This is a genomic window from Bacillus cereus group sp. MYBK5-2, assembly GCF_051915685.1.
GTDB lineage: Bacteria > Bacillota > Bacilli > Bacillales > Bacillaceae_G > Bacillus_A > Bacillus_A cereus.
Genome location: NZ_JBQAFE010000009.1, coordinates 68032 through 83792, shown reverse-complemented (window position 1 = coordinate 83792; position 15761 = coordinate 68032). Strand labels below are relative to the sequence as shown.

Here is a 15761-nt window from a genome sequence, read left to right as displayed (position 1 = left end):
AACAATGATGAATTTTACATAACTTTTACATATATACACAGTTCTTTACAATTGGAGTAAATCCTCTACAATTGATCCGTCTGTTTCACCTAAGTGTAAACCGAGTAGTCTAGCGATAGTTGGGCCCTCATCAATAAGTCTCATATACGGTATGGTAATGCCGCTTTTTATCCCTTTCCCAGCAGCGATAAAAATTGTTTCATAGTTAGGTTTTGTTGGAGAGTATCCATGCGTACCAAATGTATATTTTTTACTAGGCGTAACATCTTTTTCGGTAATTTCTTTTATAAAATCTCCTGTATAGTTTTCAGTGAAATAATACCCTTCTTGTGCTTCTAACATGAATAAACAATTACCGTCTGCACCGCAGTCTTTGGCAGCTTCATCATGAAGTATAAATTCAATTCCGTTTTGTTTATTTTGAAGTAGTTCTTCAAGGAGTAGTTGTACCTCCCGAATTGTATCCGTATCATTTTTGTCCTTTACATATACATAGGCAGAGCCGTCGCAACTTTGGCAAAAGGCTTTCCAGTCTACTAATTTTCCTTTTTTATTAAGAGATATAAGTCCTCTTTGATGGAATAGCACATTTAATTGGATGGATTTGTTTTCACTTAAAGCGCTATGATCACCAAGGGCAATAATTGTACTTTCTTCGTATAAGTCACTTTCTTTTAGTGCTTGAATAATTTTCCCTAGACGTTCGTCGTGTCTCTGGATAGCAGCTATTGTTTCGTTAGATTCAAAGCCGTGATAGTGTCTTTGTGTGTCTAAATCGGTGAAATGTACAAACATGACATTAGGCTTTTTCGTCTGGATTGTATGCACAGCAGAGGCGAGGACGAAATCATCCAGTTCTGGTTGTGATAAACCATTTCTTATATGGCCGAAACGACGATTTAAATCTAATTGGTATAGTGGGCTACCGCTAAATAAGGAAACTAACACTTGATTTTGCCAAGGTCTATTGGGGAAAATTTCTGGTAAATTGTAATCGATGTTCGCTCTTCCAGTAACAGGCCATAGAAGGGCAGCTGTCGTTAAATTTGCTTTGCGCGCTTCATCATACAATGTTGTTCCTTTTATTGATTTTCGGTACCAATGCCAATCAGGTGATTCACGCCCTGGTTGAAGTAACGTATTGCTAACAACACCGTGCTTGTTAGGGTAATTACCGGTTACGATTGTTGAGTGGCTTGGATATGTTACAGAAGGATAAATTGGTTCTACTTTTTCGACAACCGTGCCCTTTTTTATTAGAGATTGGAAATGAGGTAGTTTTTGTAGTATAGGAAAATCTAAAGCTGATAAACAGTCGAATGATAAAATAATGACATGGTTTGTTAATGCTTTATCCATAAAGTTCCCTCCTGATTATATAAAACCTATTCTTATATATTACTATTAATACCTAGTAATAAAAATATATTTCTATGTGAAAATTTATTATTTATTTTCAGAAAAATTAAACATATAATTAAGTATAAGGGAATCTATGGAAGGAGGAAACACTATGGATTGGTTAGATGGATTTGGTATCTTTTACATCATTGGCGGAGTCACGATTATCCTTGTATTTGCTATTTCATATTTACTAAAGAAACGGTTTCCAGACAAACAGTTCGATATTATATTTGCACTTAGTTTAATACTTCTTTGCTTAGCGTCCTTTCCCGTTACAATGATTGTTATTGGTGGGTGGGAAGGAATGGGATATGGATTTATTGGTTTCTTCGTCCTACTTGGTACACTTATCGGTATGATTGCACATCAACTTGTGAAAATTACGCGGAAAAGCTACGTATAAAACTGCAAAAAATGAAAAGAATATATAAAAATAAGAAAATTAGCTATTGTTTTAAAAAAGAATTTGTATTATGATAATCAACAAATTTATTTCGTTATAACGATGAAAAAGGACTAGTACATGTTCAACCTTTTTAGCAGAGAGAGAATCCGTCAGGCTGAAAGATTCTTAGAAAGGCAATATGGAACCTGCCTTTGAGTTCTGCATATGCAGCGGGAATTTCCCGTTATCAAAAAGAGAGCATGCGCAATTTTTGTGCATGAATCAGGGTGGTAACGCCGACAAAGCTCGGTCCCTATTTAGGGACGCGGGCTTTTTTGTATTTTCTAGAAGGAGGAAGACTGACTATGGCAAAAGAACAAGTGCAAGCCATTACGAAGATGGAAGAGGACTTTGCGCAGTGGTATACCGATATTGTAAAAAAAGCCGAACTTGTTGATTATTCAAGTGTAAAAGGATGCATGATTTTACGTCCGTATGGTTATGCCTTATGGGAGAATATGCAGAAGGTGATGGATGAGAAGTTAAAAGAAACTGGCCATGAAAATGTATATATGCCAATGTTTATCCCAGAGAGTTTATTGCAAAAAGAGAAGGATCATGTTGAAGGATTTGCTCCTGAAGTAGCATGGGTTACGCATGGCGGAGATGAAAAGTTAGCGGAAAGACTTTGTGTACGTCCTACATCTGAAACTTTATTCTGTGAGCACTTTTCAAAAATTGTGCAATCCTATAATGATTTGCCAAAGTTATATAATCAGTGGTGTTCAGTAGTTCGTTGGGAGAAGACAACTAGGCCATTCCTTCGTACGACTGAATTTTTATGGCAAGAGGGTCATACAATCCATGAAACGGCAGAAGAATCGCAGGCTGAAACATTAAATATTTTAAACTTATATGCTTCTTTCTGTGAGGATTATTTAGCAATACCAGTTATTAAAGGACAAAAAACAGAAAAAGAGAAGTTTGCTGGAGCAAAGGCAACTTATACAATTGAAAGTTTAATGCATGATGGAAAAGCACTTCAAACAGGAACCTCTCATAACTTTGGAACGAATTTCTCTAAAGCATTTGATATTAAGTTTTTAGATCGTAACGGTAAGTGGCAATATGTGCACCAAACATCTTGGGGTGTATCAACAAGAATGATAGGCGGGCTAATAATGGTTCATAGTGATAATAATGGACTTGTAATGCCACCAAAAGTCGCTCCAGTGCAAGTTGTTATTGTACCAATTGCTCAGCAGCATAAAGAAGGAGTTTTAGCAAAAGCAACAGAGTTACAAGCACATATTCAAAAGGTTGCACGAGTAAAAATAGATGCTAGTAATAAAACACCAGGCTGGAAATTTAATGAGTATGAAATGAAGGGGATTCCAATTCGATTAGAAGTTGGCCCTAAAGATATTGAAAAGAATCAAGTTGTACTTGTAAGAAGAGATACGAAGGAAAAAGAGTTTGTACCAATGGATCAATTAGAAGAACGTATTCCAGCATTACTTGAAGAAATTCATATTGCTTTATTTAATAAAGCAAAAGCATTTCGCGATGAGAATACGTATGTTGCGACAAATTTCGAAGAGATGAAAAAAATAGCTGACGAAAAGCAAGGCTTTATTAAGGCAATGTGGTGCGGGGAATTAGCTTGTGAAGAAAAACTAAAAGAAGAAGTTAGCGTATCTTCACGTTGTATGCCTTTTGAGCAAGAGCATTTAGCTGAAGAATGTATTTGTTGTGGTAAAGAAGCTAAACAAATGGTGTATTGGGGAAAAGCGTATTAATACTTTTTCTGATAGGTGATAAAAGGACTTTGGGCTGCATAATAAAATGTAATCCAAAGTCCTTTTTAGTTTTATACAGTATTTCATGTACTTTTTAGATGGAAGGATGTTGTTCTTATTTTACGTTTTTACGACGAATAAACAGTAACATACCAATTAGGAATGTTGAAAGCCCCATTAAAATAGATATAGGGTAATGCGTTGCAGTATTAGGTAATTTATCACCTTGTTTTTTCGTATTACCTTTTACATTACCCCCTTGAGAACCGTTGCCCTCCTGAGAATTGCTATCGCCTTTAACACGATTGCCACCTTGAGAGCCATTACCCCCTTGAGAACTGCTATCACCTTTAACACGATTGCCGCCTTGAGAGCCATTGCCGCCAGAACCGTTACCGCCAGAACCGTTACCGCCAGAACCGTTACCGCCAGAACCGTTACCGCCAGAACCGTTACCGCCAGAACCATTGCCACTAGAGCCATTGCCGCCAGAACCATTACCGCCAGAACCGTTGTCACCAGAGCCACTGCCGCCAGAGCCGTTGCCACCAGAACCATTGCCACCAGAGCCACTGCCACCAGAACCGTTACCGCCAGAACCATTGCCACCAGAACCGTTACCGCCAGAACCGTTGTCACCAGAGCCACTGCCGCCAGAGCCGTTGCCACCAGAACCATTGCCACCGGAACCGCTGTCGTCAGAGCCACTACCACCAGAACCGTTACCGCCAGAACCATTGCCACCAGAACCGTTACCGCCGGAACCATTGCCACCAGAGCCACTGCCACCAGAACCGTTACCGCCGGAACCATTGCCACCAGAGCCACTGCCACCAGAACCGTTACCGCCAGAACCATTGTCACCAGAACCAGTATCGTCCTGAGAACCGTTATTTCCTGGAGGTATATTATTATCCTTTGAGTTTCCTTCTGCAAAATGATCGCTATTTTGTACAATAGCGTTTGTTAATGGTTGGAAGTTTTCAGTTGCAGCATTACCGATATTTAAACCGCTAAAAAAAGATAAAGAGAGTGTTGATGCTAAAATGAAGATTTTCGTCATGGTTTTCCTCCTAAGAGATTAATGTTCCATCTAAAATACATCCCTTTGTAATATTTCTTAGGAAAAAGAGTTTTATGCAAAAAAAACTATATATAGAAAAAGGTGGTGTATTTGTCAAAGCAGAAAAGAGTTAATGTAGATTTCCTACAAATAGTAGAGGGGGAGAATTTACATTCATAACGGTAGAGGAAGTGGCAGCAGATGAAAGAGTATATAGCGTTTGATATTGGCGGTACGCAAATTAAGTATGGTATTGTTTCAGAAATAGGGAGAGTATTAAAGCGTCAAACAGTTGCAACAGAAATTCATTTAGGCGGAGAACAAATTATTCAAAAACTTATATATGTATCCAAAAAAATAATGAATGAACATACTATTGCCGGAATCGGTATTAGCACTGCGGGAATTGTTGATATTAATAAAGGAATTGTGACGGGAGGTGCGGATCATATTCCGGGATATAGTACTATTCCTATTATTGATAGATTGCAAGAGATATTAAAAGTTCCAGTATCGATTGACAATGATGTGAATTGTGCAGCGTTTGGAGAAATGTGGAATGGTAGTGGAAGAGAGAAAGATAACTTTATTATGCTCACCCTTGGAACAGGGATTGGGGGAGCAATTTTTATAGATGGAAAATTGTACCGAGGACATTCATTTAGTGCTGGTGAATGGGGGAATATGTTAATAGAAGGAAAAACGTTTGAAGAGGTTGCTTCGATTTCAGGATTAATTCGACTTGTAAGCAAATATAAAGGCAAAGGCAAGTGGAATGGGAAAAGAATTTTCGAGTTGTATGATAAAGGAGATCGGGAAGTTGCTCAAGCAGTTGGGATTTTCTTTAAACATTTGGCAATCGGAATTAGTAATCTTGCTTATATTTTTAATCCAGAAACGATTATTATTGGTGGAGGAATTACCGATAGAGGAAATGAGTTTTTAAAAGAAGTAAAAGAAGAGGTCAGTAAATACTTAAATCAAGAGATTTATAATAATTGTGAGATTGAACTTGCGCAAAACGGTAATTGTGCAGGAATGATTGGTGCTATTTACCACTTCTTACATCATCATAAGTAAATTATATGAATGTTTTCATATAACTGAGAATTTATCCTTTTTATCGCTAGGTAAATAATGCTACAATATAAGAGAAGAATACAATATTTTCCGATTTGGAAAATGCTTTGTAGAAAGGGAGAAACTTCATGCCTATTATTTTAGAAAAAGGTCAAAAGATCGATTTAACGAAAGGACAACCAAAAGTAGCAAAACTACAGGTTGGCTTAGGCTGGGATCCAATTGGGCAATCAGGTGGATTTCTGTCTTCATTATTTGGAAGTAAACCAAATGTAGATTGTGATGCATCTGTTGTTATGTTAGAAGGAGATCGTTTTTTAAACAAAAATGATTTAGTTTACTTCGGAAATAAACTTTCTACTTGTGGTAGTATTATTCATTCAGGAGATAATTTAACAGGTGAAGGCGCTGGTGATGACGAAACAATTTTCGTAGAATTACATAAAGTTCCAAGCCGTATTAATCGTTTAGTATTCGTTGTAAATATTTATGACTGTGTAAATCGTCGTCAAGATTTCGGGATGATTCGTAATGCATATATTCGTATTCAAAACCCGCAAACTGGTGAAGAATTAGCACGCTATAATTTATCGGATAATTATGCTGGCAAAACAACTCTAATTGCAGGTGAAATGTATCGTCACGGAAGTGAATGGAAGTTTTCAGCAGTTGGAGAAGGCACGCAAGATAAAAACTTAAGTGAGATTGTATCACGTTATCAATAAAATAACCGAGGAGGAATTGTATATGGCATCAATTTCATTGAAAAAGGGACAAAAGGTAGACTTAACAAAAACGAATCCAGGTCTTTCGAAAGTTCTTGTAGGACTTGGTTGGGACACGAATCGTTATGACGGACAAAACGATTTCGACTTAGATGTTAGTATTTTCTTAGTAGGCGCGAATGGTAAAGTTTCAGGAGCTGAAGATTTCGTTTTCTATAATAATCCAAAAGGTGCGAATGGTGCTGTGGAGCATTTAGGAGATAACCGCACTGGTGAAGGTGAAGGCGATGACGAAGCGATTAAAGTAGATTTGAAAAATGTTCCTGCTCACATCGAACGTATTTGTTTCACAATTACAATTTATGATGGAGAAGGCCGTAGCCAAAACTTCGGACAAGTTTCTAATTCTTTCGTACGTATTCTTGATGAAGAAAAGAATGCAGAATTAATTCGTTACGATTTAGGAGAAGATTTCTCTATTGAAACAGCCGTAGTAGTAGGTGAATTATATCGTCATGCAGGTGATTGGAAATTCAATGCAATCGGAAGTGGATTCCAAGGTGGATTAGCGTCTCTATGTAATAACTTTGGTTTAGATGTAGAGTAATAGATTTGATTTATATATCCATCGGTGAAATGTATGTTTACTGATGGATATATTTTTAAAGATAAAAATATAGAGGTGAATATAGATGGTTATTCAATTACAAAAAGGCCAGAAAATCGATTTAGGTAAGACAAGCCCTGGTTTAACAAAAGCAGTAATTGGTCTTGGATGGGATATTAAATCTTATGACGGCGGAGCCGATTTCGATTTAGATGCATCTGCCTTTTTATTAGATGCAAACGGAAAATGTACGAAGGAAACTGATTTTATCTTCTATAATAATTTACAGTCTCCTTGTGGATCTGTTTTACATACAGGAGATAACCGTACAGGTGAAGGTGAAGGTGACGATGAGCAACTTGTTGTGGACTTGAAGAAAGTTCCAGCAGATGTGCACAGAATTGCTATTACAGTTACGATTTATGATGCAGAAGGCCGTAGTCAAAACTTTGGGCAAGTAGGAAATGCGTTTGTTCGTTTAGCGAATGAAGAAACGAGTGAAGAAGTTCTTCGTTTTGATTTAGGGGAAGATTTCTCCATCGAAACAGCAGTTGTCTTTTGTGAATTATACCGTCATAATGGACAGTGGAAGTTTAATGCAGTAGGAAGTGGATTCCAAGGTGGTTTAGGTGCGCTTGTAAGAGCGTATGGCTTGGATGCATAGAAAGGAAACGATATTCGTTTCCTTTTTTTGACCTTTCTATAAATCTAGCAAAGAATAGGGGATAAAGGTAAGATGAGTATTTTGCAAGGAATCCTTGATACGTATGCTCAGTTTTTCGACTTGGACATGTGGATTAAAGTGTTGCAGGATCCAGTATCTTGGGGATTAATTGGTACACTTGTTGTACTTGAAGGATTATTATCTGCTGATAACGCACTTGTGTTAGCGGTAATGGTAAAACATCTTCCGGAAGAAAAACGTAAAAAAGCATTATTCTATGGACTTATTGGAGCTTATGTGTTCCGCTTTATTGCGATTGGAATCGGAATGTTCTTAATTAAATTATGGTGGGTAAAACTTCTTGGTGCACTTTACCTTGCTTGGTTATCAGTAAAATACTTTATTGATAAGCGTAAAGGTGCAAGTGAAGAAGACGAAGCTCACGGTATGAATCAAAATAGTATTCTCTTTAGAATGTTTGGTGTCTTCTGGGGAACAGTTGCGATGGTTGAATTAATGGATATCGCATTCTCTGTAGATAGCGTACTTGCTGCATTTGGTGTATCTAATGAAGTTTGGATTTTACTATTAGGCGGAATGCTAGGTATTTTAATGATGCGTGGTATTGCTGGTGTATTCTTAAAATTGTTAGAGCGTATTCCAGAGCTTGAAACGACAGCATACATTTTAATCTTAATTATTGCAGCAAAAATGTTACTGTCTTTAATCGAGATTGAGATTAGTCATACACTATTCTTTATTATTTTAGTTGTAGCATTTGGAGCAACATTTATACTTCACTACATGAAGAATTCTGGACAAGCTAGAGAAGAAGTTGCAGCTACTAAAGAAGACAATAAATAATTGAAATGGGTTTGCTCGTTTTGCGAGCGCCCATTTTTTATAACCAAAAATAGTTTATAATAGAAGAAGGACTTAGAAAAAACGTAAATGTTTTTGGAGGTGAACTGTTGTGTTTTCACGTTTTACACTTCAACCATATGCATTAAAAGATGAATCAGATTTAAAGCAATTTGAAACGCTTTTAGAAAAACGCCCACAATATGAGCTAACAGAGAATGAGATGAAATTTAGTTATATAGCATGTCGAATCCTTGGTGTTCCTAATGATGTAGATGAATATTTTAATGAACTGTTTGATTATAGTGAAGCGAAAGGAATCGAAGTTTTACACGAACAAAATTTAAACAAAGTGATTGATTCGGAAAAGCTTCGTCATATTCAAGAAGTGTTCGGATTACATCAAGAAGCACCAAATGGTCTGACAGTAAATAGGCTAGTTGCACACTTATCTGGGAAACAACTTTTACCGAAAGTAGACAATCCTGATTTACAGCATTACATACATACGACGTTTATTTCACTATTGAAATTATATGAGAAGCAACATAATCAGTCGTTAAAGACAGAAGGCTTCCGTCGTTTCTTAATCGACATAATTAAACTAAGCGAAAATTACGTAGCGAAGTGGTTCTCTACGATTAATTATAAGAAACAAATGCCGCGTATCATTTGGTACGGTGATGCACAGGAAAGCCGTATATATTTCTTATACTTTCTTATTATGCTCGGTTGTGATGTGCTTTATTATCACCCAGAAGGAAAAGATGGATTTGAAAATATTGATGAAGAGGGAAGAACTTTTGTTGTATCTCATTCAAGTCGCATTTCGCTTGAACCATTCCCTGATCGTCGCCGTGAGCGTGTTGCAACAGTAGCGTATCAAGCTTCGAAAGAAATTGAACAAGTACTTCACCACGATAATTCACTGCTGTACAAGCCGTGGCAATTCCGTTCCTATACGCCTGTAGCTCGTACACTAAAAACAACATATGATGAACTCTTTTTAATTACGAAAGAAAAGGCGTTTGTACGCCCGACATTCTTTGTTGAAAATAAACACATTTATATTCCTTCTTTATTTGCGAAAATATCAGGCGTTTCAAAGAATGATAAAGAATATTTTCAACGATTAAAGGCTGTTACATCATTTGATAACAGTTTATTAATTAATACATTCCCATTTACGAAAGAGCAAAAAGCAAACTTCCAATATCATTATCGAGATGCATTGGACCGAGCTGGGAAATTGCATCCTGATCTAATTATGAATAGCCATTGGTGGCCGCATAAGCGTTTACCGGAAGGTTTACAGCATGGAATTGCAGAAGCGATTATCCATACGTGTGAAAGTGAAATGTGTAAACCAATTGCGAAAGAGACGAAACAAGATGTAGCGCTATATGTTTTCGCGCAACTTTCTCAAATACCACCGAATATTTTAGAACAGCTTGAGAAATTTGATTATTCACAAGATGTACCGAAAATTGTTATATTTAATAATGAGAAGAGTGGAGAGTTAACTCGTTCTGATGCTGTTTTATTACTATTTTTGAATCAAATTGGAGTAGATGTATTTCATTTCAATCCAACGGGAAGAAACGATATTGAACCGTATATTGAAGCGGGGGCATTTGATTCACATTGGCTTGAGGAGGTTAATTTCGATCTTGAGTTTCATGGTTCATCAGCCTATAAAAATTTATCACAAACAATAAAAGGACTATTTCGTCCATTTTTATAAGGAAAGGGAGAATACCATATGAATAACCCAGTCGTACTAGATCCGAAAACAGAATTAAATGAACAAACAGCACAAGATGTTCGCTTACAACTTAGACAAGATGCGGATGTACAACGTATTTATAATGCGGTAGATATTAAAGATCAATTAGAATTAATTGAACTTGGAAAAGAACCTTCTATGGAAATTTCACGTTTTGCTGATCAAATTTTACATACAATGTCATTATCAAAGATAGAAGATTCTGGTGAATTATTAAAACAGCTTGGTAAAATTATGGACCGATTCGATAGTAAAGACTTTGCGGAAGAGAAAAGCGGTTTCTTCTCACGTATGTTTAAAAAAGCGGATAAAATGATTGAACAAATTTTTAGCAAGTATCAAACGATGGGCCGTGAAATTGATAAAGTTTATGTGGAAATTACGAAGTACCAAGATGAGATGAAAAAATCAATTGGTACGTTAGATGGCTTGTATGAGCAAAACTTAAAATATTATCTAGACTTAGAGAAGTACGTAGTAGCAGGAGAAATGTTATTAGAGCGTTTAAATACAGAGTTAGTTCCGATGTATGAAGAGCGTGTACGTAATAATGATCAATTAGCAGGTATTGAATTAGAGTCGCTTAAAAACTCTGTTGAAATTTTAGAACAGCGTATTGACGATTTAGAAAAAGCACGTATGGTTGCGTTACTTACAGCACCACAAATTCGTATGATTCAACGTGGTAATAATAAATTAATTGGTAAAATCAATACAGCATTTATTACAACGATTCCTATCTTTAAAAATGGTATCATTCAAGCGGTAAATGCCAAGCGTCAAAAGCTTGTTGCGGATTCTATGGCTGAACTGGATCGCCGTACAAATGAATTACTTAAGAAAAATGCACAAAATATCGCAACGCAAAGTGTAGAAGTAGCGAGATTATCAGGTTCTTCTAGTATTAAGATGGAAACACTTGAGGAAACTTGGAACATTATTTCAAGAGGTATGCAAGAAACACAACAAATTGAAGAGCAAAACAAACGTGAGCGTGAAGAAAGCCGCAAACGTATGGCTACATTAACAGAGAACATCAAAAAAGAATTACAAGGATAAATGAAAAGGCAATGAGGAATATTCCTCATTGCCTTTTTAGTTTCTCTTCACTAATTTAATAATCTCATTCACAACAAGTGGAATGATACTTAATAAGAGAACGAATCCCCAATCTCGCATCGTTAATGCATGTACACCGAATATATTTGCAAGGGGCGGGATGGAGATGATACAAACTTGCATAAGAACACCGATAAGAAGGGAGAAAACTAAATATTTATTTGTAAAGATCCCAATTGAAAAAATTGATTTCGTTCTTGAACGCAAGTTAAATGAATGAACGAGCTGAGAAAAACTAAGAACGACAAATGCCATCGTTTGAGCGTGTAATAGAGCATCGTCATCAATTCGCTCTGGGAAAAGAGGGAATAAATTTGTATCTCCAGTATAGAATTTTGCTCCGGCGATAAAAGCTATTAGCGTTAAAAGTCCAATGATAACTCCATTGAAAATCAGGAAAGGAACGCTACCACTAAATAAGCTTTCTTTTGCATGTCGTGGTTTTTCCTTCATCACATCTGGATCTTCAGGATCAACCCCAAGTGATAATGCAGGCAGTGTATCTGTAATTAAATTCACCCATAAAATATGAATAGGTCGTAGTGGTGTTGCCCAGCCGAGTAAAATTGCTAAAAATAAAGCGATAATTTCTCCGAAGTTACAAGAGAGTAGGAAGAGAATTGATTTTTTTATGTTGCGATAAATATTTCTACCTTCTTCAACAGCTTTCACGATAGATGAAAAATTATCATCTGTTAACACAACATCCGCTGCCCCTTTTGCAACGTCTGTTCCTGTAATGCCCATCGCTACGCCGACATCGGCTTGCTTTAAAGATGGTGCATCATTGACGCCATCACCAGTCATAGAAACGATATTTCCTTTCGCGCGTAATGCCTTTACAATTTTCACTTTATGCTCTGGAGAGACTCTAGCGAATACATTTAAATGATTAATTTTGCTAGCTAGTTCTGTATCAGAAATGTTATCTAATTCAGTTCCAATCATAATTTCCGATATTTCTTCAGCAATGCCAAGTTCTTTGGCAATTGCAAAGGCGGTATCTTTATGGTCACCAGTAATCATAACTGTGCGAATACCGGCTTTTTTACATTCTGTAATTGAATCTTTCACTTCAGTTCGTGGTGGATCAATCATACCGACAAGACCAATAAAGATAAGATTTTCTTCAAGATGATTTATATCCACATCGTTTGAATTGTATTGTTTAAATGCGAATGAAAGTACTCTTAAAGCTTCTTGAGACATTGCTCCGGCAGCTTCTAATATTTGATTTTTATCAGAATCAGTTAAAATCTCGATTTTGCCGTTTTTAAAAATATGGGTACATCGAGGTAAGAGCTTATCAATAGCGCCTTTCGTCATGCTATAGTAGCTTTCATCGTATGTATGTACGGTTGACATCATTTTACGATCTGAATCGAAAGGTACTTCGTTAACACGTTCATGTATTTTTTCTAAATGATCTTTTTGCATGTTAAAAGTGGTTCCAGCAACGAGAAGTGCAATTTCAGTCGGGTCTCCCGTTTGTGATTCGTTATTGTAAGAAGCATCATTACATAGCACCATATTTTCTAACAATAGACGTTGCGCATCATTATTTACATTTAAACTTTCTAAGCGATCGTATGTGTTATCACTATAAAAGTGAGTAACGGTCATTTTATTTTGCGTTAACGTACCTGTTTTATCTGAACAAATAATTGTGACAGAACCGAGGGCTTCAACAGCTGGTAGTTTCCGAATGATAACGTTTTGTTTAATCATACGTTGCACACCAATTGCAAGAACGATGGAAACGATAGCTGGCAAGCCTTCTGGAATAGCTGCAACGGCTAAACTAATAGCAGTCATAAACATTTCTAACGTATCCCGGCCTTGTAAAAAACCGATGAGGAACATAACGATACAAATAGCTACAGCGACAAAGCCTAAATATTTTCCGACTTGTGCTAAGCTTTTTTGAAGTGGTGTCATATCATCGTCTGCTTCATGTAAAAGGGTAGCAATCTTACCAATTTGTGAGTTCATTCCAGTTTCAACAGCAACACCGACGCCTCTTCCGTATGTTACAAGAGTGGACATAAATGCCATGTTTTTTTGATCGCCGAGTGGTACTTGCTCATCACTTTGCATGGAAGGGTGGTAGATTGCATCTTTATCAACAGGGACAGATTCACCAGTTAGAGCAGATTCTTCAACTTTTAAATTTGCGGTTTCAATAAGGCGTAAATCGCATGGGATATATCGTCCGGCGTCGAGCATAACGATATCCCCTGGAACGACGTGCTCAGATGGAATTTCTTTTAGTTCACCATTTCTCTTGACGATAGCTTTAGGTGTTGCCATCTTTTTCAATGCCTCTAAAGCTTGTTCTGCTTTCGATTCTTGGACAACACCGATAACAGCATTTAAAACTACAACGAGCGCGATAATGCTGGCATCCGCCCATTCACCTACAAAGGCAGAAATAAGGGCAGCAATAATAAGGACATATACGAGGACGTCATTAATTTGGGCGAAAATACGCTGCCATAAAGTGCGTTTTTGTTTTGTAGCTAATTCATTAGAACCGTATTGCTTTAAACGTTCACTTACAATTTCATCTGTTAAACCGTGTTGTTCGTTTGTTTCTAGGTCAATTAATGTTTGATCTTTCGTCTTACTGTACCAATTGCTCATAAGTAAGCACCTCCAGTAAAAACAGTTAGCAATGGTAGTGTTGCTATTATTTGTGAGTAGTATGTATGGAGAAAAAATCTAAGGTGAGGTTCTACTTCTATTGTACAATATTTTACAGTTGGTTGAGGGAAAGAGAAGAGTTGTCATGAATTTGTTGGAAATAAAAAAGAGCCTCATATAAGAGAGGCTTTTTTACTTTTTAATTAATGTACCTAATTCTTCTGTAATAGCTTGCATTTCACTAATGCTGAATGTTTCACGTTTCATAACATGATCATAAATGTCACGTAAATCTTCGTACATTTCTTCGTTAAAACTAGCAGCTCTCATCGCTCCAGCATTAACCATACGTAATTTTTCTTTAATAGCTTCGACCATGTATTCAACGTTTTCTTCTGACTTTACGGATAAATCCACCGAAGTGTCCCCCTTTAAAATAACATAAGGCTATCTTAACATTTTTTATCATTTTCGTTAATGAATCTTTTCAATCCTATTAAATTAGTAGGGATTTCCTTTATATTTCATAATTGGTTGTTTATACTATAAGTATATATGAAGAAATGCACCAAGAAGGGAAGAAACAAAAACATGGTTCAAGTATTGTTTGTTTGTCTTGGGAACATTTGCCGTTCTCCAATGGCAGAAGCGATTTTTCGAGATCTTGTCGTAAAAGAGGGACTCGAAGAGAAAATTGTCATTGATTCTGCAGGAACTGGAGATTGGCATGTTGGCCATCCGCCACATAAAGGAACACAAAAAATTTTAAAAGAAAATGCAGTCACTTTTGAAGGAATTAAAGCAAGGCAAGTAGAAAAAGAAGACTTAACAAAGTTTGATTATATTATTGCCATGGACAACAAGAATATAGCAGATTTAAAAAGTTTAGGTAAAACTGGAGGCTATATTGGTAGGCTGTCCGATTTTGTTCCAGACGGTGGCTGGACAGACGTTCCCGACCCTTACTATACAGGGAATTTCCAAGAAGTATATGACCTTGTAACAGAAGGGTGTGCAAAGCTATTAGCTTTCATTCGAAATGAACAAGGAATATGAGGAAGCTTAGAAAGAAATACTTTCTAACATAAGAAATGAAAGGGTGAAGGAATATGGCAAAGAAAAATAATATTGCTCGAAACATTGCGATTGGTGTAGCTGCAGGTGTAGCTGTATCTATGTTGAAGAAAGAAAATCGTGAAAAAGTAAAAAATACAGCAGAAAAAGCAAAAACAAAGATGATTGAAATTGGCGAAAATGCAAAGATCAAAGAAAAAGTGCAAACTGTTACAGATAAAGGACGCGAACTTGCTGATTTCAATGTGGTAAAAGCGAAAGTAGCAGAAATTAAAAAATTAACGCCATCTGTTGTAGAGACGTTAAAAGAAACGAAAGAAATTTTTAGTAAGAAAAAAGTTGAGCCAGAAGAAAAGCCAGAAACGATTGAAATTCAAGCTGTATCTCCAAAGGTAGATGAGCTGAAAGCAGAAGAAGAGCCAGTAGTTGCTGAAGATGGTGGTATGAAAGAAGCGCGTGAATTATTTATAAAAGACTCAAATGCAGTGGAAAAAAAAACTGAAGCGTACATTGAGTTAAAGCAAGATAAAGAAGAGAAGAAAAGCGTTTAA

At 36.6% G+C, this 15761-nt stretch carries 15 protein-coding genes and 1 other annotated feature; of the genes, 11 read left to right on the top strand and 4 right to left on the bottom strand.

Annotation, left to right across the window (positions count from 1 at the left end; genetic code table 11):
* Positions 1-45: 45 nt before the first annotated feature.
* Complete coding sequence (locus ACTFP3_RS24175) at positions 46-1359, bottom strand: alkaline phosphatase family protein (protein WP_440011445.1); 1314 nt, start codon at positions 1357-1359, stop codon at positions 46-48.
* Positions 1360-1513: 154 nt separating this feature from the next.
* Here ACTFP3_RS24175 and ACTFP3_RS24170 point away from each other — a divergent pair, with 154 nt between their 5' ends.
* Both ACTFP3_RS24170 and proS read left to right on the top strand, forming a co-directional pair.
* Positions 1514-1807, top strand: a complete 294-nt coding sequence (locus tag ACTFP3_RS24170) for a YesK-like family protein (protein ID WP_016121786.1) — start codon at positions 1514-1516, stop codon at positions 1805-1807.
* Between the two features lie 93 nt (positions 1808-1900).
* Positions 1901-2107, top strand: a binding site (T-box leader).
* A gap of 47 nt (positions 2108-2154) precedes the next feature.
* Entirely contained in the window at positions 2155-3588 is a 1434-nt protein-coding gene (proS, locus tag ACTFP3_RS24165) for a proline--tRNA ligase (RefSeq protein ID WP_440011443.1), read from the top strand.
* A gap of 115 nt (positions 3589-3703) precedes the next feature.
* Here the strand turns inward: proS and ACTFP3_RS24160 are convergent, their stop codons facing one another.
* Positions 3704-4651 carry an LPXTG cell wall anchor domain-containing protein gene (locus ACTFP3_RS24160; RefSeq protein ID WP_440011441.1) on the bottom strand — a complete coding sequence of 316 codons (948 nt, stop codon included), beginning with the start codon at positions 4649-4651 and terminating at the stop codon, positions 3704-3706.
* Between the two features lie 201 nt (positions 4652-4852).
* Here ACTFP3_RS24160 and ACTFP3_RS24155 point away from each other — a divergent pair, with 201 nt between their 5' ends.
* The 7 genes from ACTFP3_RS24155 to ACTFP3_RS24125 all read left to right on the top strand — a co-directional run bounded on the left by ACTFP3_RS24155 (position 4853) and on the right by ACTFP3_RS24125 (position 11433).
* A complete protein-coding gene (locus ACTFP3_RS24155; protein WP_059304172.1) occupies positions 4853-5731 on the top strand; it encodes an ROK family protein in 879 nt (292 codons plus the stop codon).
* A 128-nt stretch (positions 5732-5859) separates the two neighbouring features.
* Positions 5860-6456 carry a TerD family protein gene (locus tag ACTFP3_RS24150; protein ID WP_001121586.1) on the top strand — a complete coding sequence of 199 codons (597 nt, stop codon included), beginning with the start codon at positions 5860-5862 and terminating at the stop codon, positions 6454-6456.
* A gap of 22 nt (positions 6457-6478) precedes the next feature.
* A complete protein-coding gene (locus tag ACTFP3_RS24145) occupies positions 6479-7063 on the top strand; it encodes a TerD family protein (RefSeq protein WP_000146726.1) in 585 nt (194 codons plus the stop codon).
* 85 nt (positions 7064-7148) lie between these two features.
* A complete protein-coding gene (locus ACTFP3_RS24140; protein ID WP_000236643.1) occupies positions 7149-7727 on the top strand; it encodes a TerD family protein in 579 nt (192 codons plus the stop codon).
* Between the two features lie 72 nt (positions 7728-7799).
* Entirely contained in the window at positions 7800-8591 is a 792-nt protein-coding gene (locus tag ACTFP3_RS24135; RefSeq protein WP_000025704.1) for a TerC family protein, read from the top strand.
* A 109-nt stretch (positions 8592-8700) separates the two neighbouring features.
* A complete protein-coding gene (locus ACTFP3_RS24130) occupies positions 8701-10332 on the top strand; it encodes a YceG family protein (RefSeq protein ID WP_000492859.1) in 1632 nt (543 codons plus the stop codon).
* A gap of 18 nt (positions 10333-10350) precedes the next feature.
* On the top strand, positions 10351-11433 hold the full coding sequence (locus tag ACTFP3_RS24125) for a toxic anion resistance protein (RefSeq protein ID WP_001064409.1): 1083 nt from the start codon (positions 10351-10353) through the stop codon (positions 11431-11433).
* A gap of 36 nt (positions 11434-11469) precedes the next feature.
* Here ACTFP3_RS24125 and ACTFP3_RS24120 read toward each other — a convergent pair whose 3' ends face one another.
* Both ACTFP3_RS24120 and ACTFP3_RS24115 read right to left on the bottom strand, forming a co-directional pair.
* Positions 11470-14136: a cation-translocating P-type ATPase gene (locus ACTFP3_RS24120; RefSeq protein WP_440011439.1), complete on the bottom strand. Its 2667-nt coding sequence runs from the start codon at positions 14134-14136 to the stop codon at positions 11470-11472.
* Positions 14137-14328: 192 nt separating this feature from the next.
* On the bottom strand, positions 14329-14553 hold the full coding sequence (locus ACTFP3_RS24115) for a DUF1128 domain-containing protein (RefSeq protein WP_000366196.1): 225 nt from the start codon (positions 14551-14553) through the stop codon (positions 14329-14331).
* 174 nt (positions 14554-14727) lie between these two features.
* Between ACTFP3_RS24115 and ACTFP3_RS24110 the strand changes: the two genes are divergently transcribed.
* On the top strand, positions 14728-15192 hold the full coding sequence (locus tag ACTFP3_RS24110; protein WP_000250910.1) for a low molecular weight protein-tyrosine-phosphatase: 465 nt from the start codon (positions 14728-14730) through the stop codon (positions 15190-15192).
* A gap of 53 nt (positions 15193-15245) precedes the next feature.
* Positions 15246-15761 carry a DUF4075 domain-containing protein gene (locus ACTFP3_RS24105; RefSeq protein ID WP_001085387.1) on the top strand — a complete coding sequence of 172 codons (516 nt, stop codon included), beginning with the start codon at positions 15246-15248 and terminating at the stop codon, positions 15759-15761.